This window comes from Humibacter antri, assembly GCF_054777235.1.
This window is the reverse complement of the sequence record NZ_BAAHAW010000047.1, coordinates 1-5,222: the sequence shown is the minus strand read 5'-3', so window position 1 is coordinate 5,222 and position 5,222 is coordinate 1. Positions and strand designations below refer to the sequence as shown.

At 62.4% G+C, this 5,222-nt stretch carries 6 protein-coding genes; 3 read left to right on the top strand and 3 right to left on the bottom strand.

Annotated elements, in window-relative coordinates; translation table 11 throughout:
• Positions 1 to 279: 279 nt before the first annotated feature.
• From ACYVDK_RS16975 to ACYVDK_RS16965, 3 genes are all read right to left on the bottom strand, one after another.
• Positions 280 to 438 (bottom strand): hypothetical protein, encoded by a 159-nt coding sequence (locus ACYVDK_RS16975; RefSeq protein ID WP_460523935.1) that lies wholly within the window; start codon positions 436 to 438, stop codon positions 280 to 282.
• 75 nt (positions 439 to 513) lie between these two features.
• Entirely contained in the window at positions 514 to 759 is a 246-nt protein-coding gene (locus ACYVDK_RS16970; protein WP_460523933.1) for a hypothetical protein, read from the bottom strand.
• A 1,502-nt stretch (positions 760 to 2,261) separates the two neighbouring features.
• The gene (locus ACYVDK_RS16965) at positions 2,262 to 2,780 is read right to left on the bottom strand and encodes a barstar family protein (RefSeq protein WP_460523931.1); all 519 of its coding nucleotides are present in this window, start codon (positions 2,778 to 2,780) and stop codon (positions 2,262 to 2,264) included.
• Positions 2,781 to 2,920: 140 nt separating this feature from the next.
• Here ACYVDK_RS16965 and ACYVDK_RS16960 point away from each other — a divergent pair, with 140 nt between their 5' ends.
• The 3 genes from ACYVDK_RS16960 (at position 2,921) to ACYVDK_RS16950 (ending at position 5,209) form a co-directional block, all read left to right on the top strand.
• The gene (locus tag ACYVDK_RS16960) at positions 2,921 to 3,313 is read left to right on the top strand and encodes a hypothetical protein (protein WP_460523929.1); all 393 of its coding nucleotides are present in this window, start codon (positions 2,921 to 2,923) and stop codon (positions 3,311 to 3,313) included.
• Positions 3,314 to 3,800: 487 nt separating this feature from the next.
• Positions 3,801 to 4,070, top strand: a complete 270-nt coding sequence (locus tag ACYVDK_RS16955; RefSeq protein WP_460523927.1) for a hypothetical protein — start codon at positions 3,801 to 3,803, stop codon at positions 4,068 to 4,070.
• Positions 4,070 to 5,209, top strand: a complete 1,140-nt coding sequence (locus ACYVDK_RS16950) for a tyrosine-type recombinase/integrase (protein WP_460523925.1) — start codon at positions 4,070 to 4,072, stop codon at positions 5,207 to 5,209. Before ACYVDK_RS16955 ends, ACYVDK_RS16950 begins: the two co-directional genes overlap by 1 nt.
• The last annotated feature ends 13 nt before the right edge of the window (positions 5,210 to 5,222 follow it).

Genomic DNA, 5,222 nt, shown 5'->3' with positions numbered 1-5,222 from the left:
CTGACATCCTTCCAGCCCAGTCTCACGACCAGACAGCTCAGATGTCACCTATCCGTGCAGCAGACCCCCTCGCCGAAGGCAAAACCGCACGCGAGATCCGCCGAATCCTCAAGCGCTACATCGCACGACAGATCTACCGAACCCTCGCCACAAACATCACCATCACGCCTTGACAACAGCCATAGAAGGGTCAACGGGCACTGAGTGGAACATGAGAGCATCCGTCGGCGGCGCTGAAGATTCGAGGCCGGTTGAATCGTCGGGGTGGCCGGGCAGCCGTTAGTGAAAGACCTGACCGCCGGACACGAGTATGCCGACGACCGTGAGAGAGGCCACGATCACAACGCCGACGAGGACGGTTACCCAGCCTTGCCAGCTCGCGGGCAGATAGTTGCTGCCCGTGAAGCTGAACCACGGTCCCTGGCGTCGCCGACTCATGCACTGAGGCTACGTCGGTGTGCGCCCATGCCAACTATCAGAGGAGCCGCCGGTGACGGATCCGCTTACGTTCGCTCACTCGTCCTCGGGCCGCAGCACAATCCTGTTCTTGGCGGCGTCGACCAGTCGGTCGTAGTCGCTGGAGAAGGCTTCGTCGGTCTGTGCCTCAGTTGCGGCACTCAGATATGAGAGGACGGCACGCTCGGCCTCGTCGATTGGAGACGATACGTGTCTTTCGTCTTCCCACCGATGAAGCATTTCAAACAGAACGAGCATCATGTCCTGGTCGAGCTCGATGCTGCGCTTAGTTCTGTCCGGCACAATCGCAACTCTCGCACAGGGGGGCCACCCAATCGCCCGTAAGGCGATCCCTCAGCGGGCGATCTAGCGGTGAGACGAGGCGGCTAGCGGTTGCGGTTCGCCGCTACGAATTCGTCGTATCGCTCGTATTCGGAAGCAAGGCCGGCGAAGGCTGGGCTCCGTGACGCCAGAGCGAACACTTGCCTTCGGTATGACCGGCGCAGTGGGAGATTGAGCGCCTCGAGGCGGTGCAGTTCGAGAAGCGGTGAAAGGTCCGGGTCGAGGATTCGGGTCCCTGGCAGATCGAGACGACGCAGGTCGACGAGGGTCGCAGCCCAACGAACATCGGGGAGTACAACGCTGCGGTCCGATCCTGGATAGGAGTTCCCGAAGCGCAACTCATGAAGGTGGGCGAGGCCACCCAACGGGGAAGGATCGACGGCGTTGAACGCTTGCGAGACGTGCAAACGCGAGAGAGCGGGGAGGCCGGTGAGCGGTGTCAGGGTCGTGACATTGTCCGCCCCTCCGAGAGTGAGGTCCTCAAGCACCGCGAGTCGAGTAAGGCAGGCCAGATCCGAGTAAGAACCCCACTTGACGGCAAGCCTGCGTAGCCGTGTTTGCCCGGTGGCGGCATCAAGAAGCTCCTGCGGAACGCGAGAGACGAACTCCAAGTCAACGATGCTCGTATCGACGTTCGCCAAGAGATCAACCCACTGAGCCAGGATCTCCCGGCGCCGCCTCGGGCTTCGCTCTTGGCTGTCTTCGAGCTGAGTCGCTTGAACGGTGACTGCGGCCTGACCGTCGTATTGATCTACACGCCACAGCGGTCCAGAAGCCGCCGCCGTAGACGCCACGCCTCGAACGACACTCACTTGCCGAGTCTATGGATCACAGAAGCCACGCTGGACTGAGAAGCACGCAGACGGATCGGCTTGCGGGCATATCGCAACCTGCGGGCGCAGCGAAGATCCGTTCGTTCTTTTCCGGGGCATCCGTGGCGGCAGTAGCCTTCCGAACATCACAAACTCTGGAGTGCTGAAATGCTTTGGGAACTCGCGGCCGTCGTCTGGGGCAGTGCCGTGATCGGTCTCGGCGCGGCGGTCATCGTGGCCACCGTAGTTCTTGTGACCGTCGCCATGGTCCGAAGGCCCCGGCTCGACGCGGTCCCTGACCCCTCAGCCGACGCTGCAGCAATGACGGCTGGGCGGCCTGTCCCATTAGAGGTCACAAAGGTGCTGGCCATCGCGTCGGTCGCGCTCGGATCTCTTGGATTGTCGGCCTTGCTCATCGCGACAGTCAGCCCGGTTCCTCATATCCTCAGTGCAATCGGCGTCGCACTTGGTGCATCGGCTTTTCGCCGGAACACGGTGAGGCGTCGTCTCCCGTACTTCGGCGTCGGCCTTTCCTTTGTCGCATTCGGGTTGTCACTGCTCATGACCGGCATGGCTGCGACCTGCACTGGACCCGGTTGCGGGATCAACTAGAGACGTCCACGCACGCAGCGGGATCCGCTTGCGGGCGGTTCAGCCTCTGAGCGTCCAGCCGTCTGCCGGGCTCCATGGAATGTTGTGGCCGCCTACTTGGCCGAATTCGGTGCGGGGGTCGTCGCATTGCACGAGGCACAAGATTCGGTTGCCGAAGAGCGCAGCGAGTTGTGCCGTCCTTTCGATGACGTCCAGGACGAAATGCGACCGTTCCTGCTCGGCTTGGTACAAGGTCGCGAATCGGTCCAACACAAGAACCGGGCCCTGGTCGTCGGGGCTCCACCCGTAGCTGAGTTCGGCCACGTCTCGCAGACAGTCGATGAGGGCGTTACCGTTCCTGCCGTAGTAGTTCGGGAACTCGAGGTTCATAGCGAAGTCGTCGTCGAGCGCGTCCCAGTCCGTCCACCGAGCCGCGTCGAACCACACGACACGGTAGTTGCGATCGGTGAGCCACAAAGCAGTGACTTCGAGAATCTCGGTGCGGTGAAATGCTGTGCAGAAGCCGTTCTGCACCAATTGCCACTCGAGTCCGAGGTCATCCGGATCCCAAACCGTCACAAGTCGGAGACTAGCGCCAAACAGCCGGCCAAGACCGTACGGCAGAAGTCGCCATTGGGCCGTCGAGAGTCCTCCTCCATCTGGCCGCGCAGCTAATCGCTTGGCCCTACCTGAACCGAGCGCCTGCCAGACTCGACCTCGTGCCGGAGCTAACTCGCGACTTGACCTTGGAAGAGCGTGCGCTGCTAGGAAAACTGCTCGAGGGTGAATGGCCTGGCGCAACTCAGGCCAGGGCACAACTTCTGACGTCGAGACGAATCCTCGCGACTCGTCTCGACCTGGACTTCGACATCCAAGTCGATACGACCCTGGAACCAATCGCTGCACCCGATGGAATCCTCAAGTCGACGGACCAATTCGTCTATCGAGACGGAGCCTGCATCGGCGGTGTCATGATCTGGATCAAGCACGGGCGTCTCGCAAGCTTCGAGTACTACTCGCTCAGCGACCTGGAGTACGACCGGCTGCCATTGCCGGCCGAGATAAGACACGAATGGGGAACTCCGATGAGCGGAACTGAGGAATTACAGTGAGCGCCGTCACCGGCACGCAAGCCGGTCCCGCACCGTGCATCGATCGCTCGTCTCCTCCAGCCAGGGATGCTCTCGAACGTCCGATGTGCGCAACACCCGTACGGTGAAAAAGTACGCATGGGTACGTCAACTGCAACTTGACTTCAGTCGGTCGCGATTCCCCTCCGAGGCCCGTCGGCGAAGCGTTCCTCGAAACGAAAACGACGACGGTACGGACGACGACATCGATCGAGCAACGACAACGGATACGACGGATGAAAGGGACGACGGAGCCAGGAAGATCCAGGAAACCGAAAATGGCAATGCACGCAGGCATTTTCAGTGGGTCCCTGTTGTTGCGTCCGCAACGACAGGGGTTGCGTGTAAACCGGCTTGCATGGGAAATCGGGGGAATCTGGGCAAGACGAAACGACGCTCAAGCTCGTACGAAAGACAACGGCAACAGCACGACGCAGCAGCGATCCGACACGCTGCGGAGCGAGAGCGCGTGGCCGCACAGCGGCACGCCGCCGACGCGTTGACCGTGTTGGAGGACAGATGGGGTACGCGCGCCGACGCCCTCGACCGGCTCGGTCACCTCGGACGCGCCATCGGGCGACTCCAGACTGAGCAGTACATCCTGCGGTCGGAGCGGGACGAGCTGATCGGGCAGCTTCGCCAGGTGGGCGAAAGCTGGAACTCACTCGCCTCGAGGACTGGGCTGAGCAGGCAAGCACTCAGCCAGCGGATCACGGACGCGAACCGGAGGGCGGAGTGATGGGCAGCATCACCGGGTACGAAACTGCGGCCGGGAAACGGTATCGGGTCAGGTATCGCAAACCCGACCATTCCCAGACCGATAAGCGCGGCTTCCGTACCAAGCATCAGGCGGAATTGTTTCTGGCGTCAGTGGAGATGAAGAAGGCGACCGGCGAGTACATCGACCCCGCCGCAGCGCGTAACACCGTGGGCCAGCTCGGAACCGCATGGTTGGCGTCGAGGTCGCATGTGAAGCCGTCCACGGCGTACGTGTACGAGTCTGCGTGGCGGCTGCACGTGGAACCGTACTGGGGTGCCACGATGATCGGCACCATCCGGCACAGCGAGGTGCAGGCGTGGATCACCCAGCTCGGCGCCGGCGGCGATGGCAGGAAGTCGAAGTCACCGACGATCGTGCGCCGCGCGCATGACATCCTCGCCGGGATTCTGGACGCCGCGGTCAAGGATCACCTGATCCCCTCCAACCCCGCCCGCGGAGTGAAGCTCCCACGCCGCATCTCCCGCCCACACACGTACCTGAGCAACGAACAGGTCGCACAGCTGGTAGCCGCAAGCGGTGAACATGGCCCGATCATCGCCCTGCTCGCCTACACCGGCCTGCGATGGGGTGAGGCATCCGCACTACGGGTGAAGGACATCGACACGCTCAGACGGCGCCTCATGGTCGTAGAGAACGCCGTGTACGTGAACGGGTCGATCCTGGTCGGCACGCCCAAGACCCATGAACGGCGCAGCGTGCCCTATCCGAAGTTCCTCACTATCCCGCTCGCAGCAGCATGTGATGGCAAGACCAGGGACGACATCGTCTTCGACGACGGACACGGCGGCTACCAACGCACCCCGACCATGGTCGCCAACTCGTGGTGGGACGCGGCGCTCGAGGAGGCCGGGCTGCCGGCGATGACGATCCACGACCTCCGTCACACCGCAGCCTCCCTCGCCGTCAGCGCGGGGGCCAACGTGAAGGCCGTGCAAACGGATGCTCGGTCACGCGTCCGCCGCGATGACGCTCGACACCTACAGCGACCTCTTCGACGACGACCTCGACGCCGTCGCCGACCGACTCAACGAAGTCGGCGAATCAAGTGTGTGTCCTTATGTCGTTGTCAAGCGGCGAGGGCGTGGCCAGGGTCATAGAGGGTGCCGTCGC